Raw genomic sequence first — 1,333 nt, 5'->3', positions numbered from 1 at the left:
TGTGATGTCGCACGACATCGGAAACCCTCGAACCTACGGGTTCGGGGGTTTCGTCGTGTTGGGGTTTGCCTGAGGTTGGTAGTCGCGGGTGGGGTCGAGGGTCAGCTCCCGCAGGAGTTCTCCGGTGATGGCGTTGGCGACGCGGACGTGCAGGTCGTCGATCAGCAGGAGGACGTGGGTCCGGGCGTGGGTTCGTCCGATGCCGATGTGGTGCATCCGGCCATTCACGCGCAGGGTGACCACGCCGGAGGTATCGACGCGGTCGTGGCGTACGCGGGCGTGGGTGTCGGCCTCGCGGCTGCCGGCGGGCAGGGCTTTGGGGGAGGCGGTGTAGGCCGCTGCCGGGGTGGCGCGGCGTGGCAGGGATCGGTGCGGGCGGTGATGGTTGTAGGCGTCGCAGAAGCGGTCGAGGAGTGTCTGCAGGTCGGTCAGGGTGGCGGGCTGGTCGGGCTGGGCGCGGAGCCAGTTCTTCATGGTCTGCTGGAAGCGTTCGACCTTGCCGCAGGTGGTGGGGTGGTTGGGGGTGGAGTTCTTCTGGCGGACGTGCAGGCGGCGCAGGTCGTGTTCGAAGGCGTTGCGGCCGCCGCGGCCGCCGGCCAGCCGGGTGGTGAACACCATGCCGTTGTCGGTCAGGGTGGAGGCGGGCACGCCATGGGCGGCGACAGCGGCGCGGAAGGTGGTTCGCACGATCGGTCCGGTGACGCGAGCGTGCGCGGTCACCGACAGGGCGTAGCGGGAGTGGTCGTCCAGCCAGGAAAGGATCTCGGTGTCGGTGCCGTCAGTGAGCCGGTAGTGGGTGAAGTCGGCCTGCCAGGTCTCGTTCGGCAGCTCTGCCTGGAAGCGGATGTAGGACGAACGGGGCCGCTTCTTGGGCTCGGGGATCACCAGACCGTGACGGGTGAGATGGCGGCTGATCGTGGCTCGGGACACCGTCCGCCCGTGATGGTGGGCGAGGTGCCAGCCGATGGTGTCCGGGCCGGCGTCCAGCCCTTGCTCGGCGAGTTCCTTGCGGAGCCGGACGATCAGCTCGACGGTGTCGGCGTCGATCGCGTTTGGCGAGGTGCGTGGCCTGCGCGACCGCGGCTCGAACGCTGCCTCGCCCTCGGCCCGGTAACGCGCGACGAGCTTGGACACCCAGCCCTTGGACACCCCATAGGAGCGGGCGACCTCTGCCTGGGAGCGGCCCTCGACGACAACGGCGGTGATGACAACTCTGGCCTTGGACACACCGCCCAGGCTCATGACCGCGATGGTTGCCTATGTCCCGAGACACACTCTGTTGAAGTTTCCTATGTCTTGCGACATGGGTTTCCTATGTCCTGAACCAGCACAC

General features: G+C 68.0%; 1 protein-coding gene. It reads right to left on the bottom strand.

The genetic code is table 11. The annotated features are described in order from the left end of the window. Nucleotides 1–33 precede the first annotated feature (33 nt). Complete coding sequence (locus B0I32_RS56200; RefSeq protein WP_106253698.1) at nucleotides 34–1,227, bottom strand: IS481 family transposase; 1,194 nt, start codon at nucleotides 1,225–1,227, stop codon at nucleotides 34–36. Nucleotides 1,228–1,333: the final 106 nt, after the last annotated feature.

Origin of the sequence: Nonomuraea fuscirosea, from assembly GCF_003001935.1 — a bacterium.
In the GTDB taxonomy this organism is placed as follows: Bacteria; Actinomycetota; Actinomycetes; order Streptosporangiales; family Streptosporangiaceae; genus Nonomuraea; species Nonomuraea fuscirosea.
Note: the sequence above shows the minus strand (reverse complement) of the source record. Positions and strands in the feature narration are given on the sequence as shown.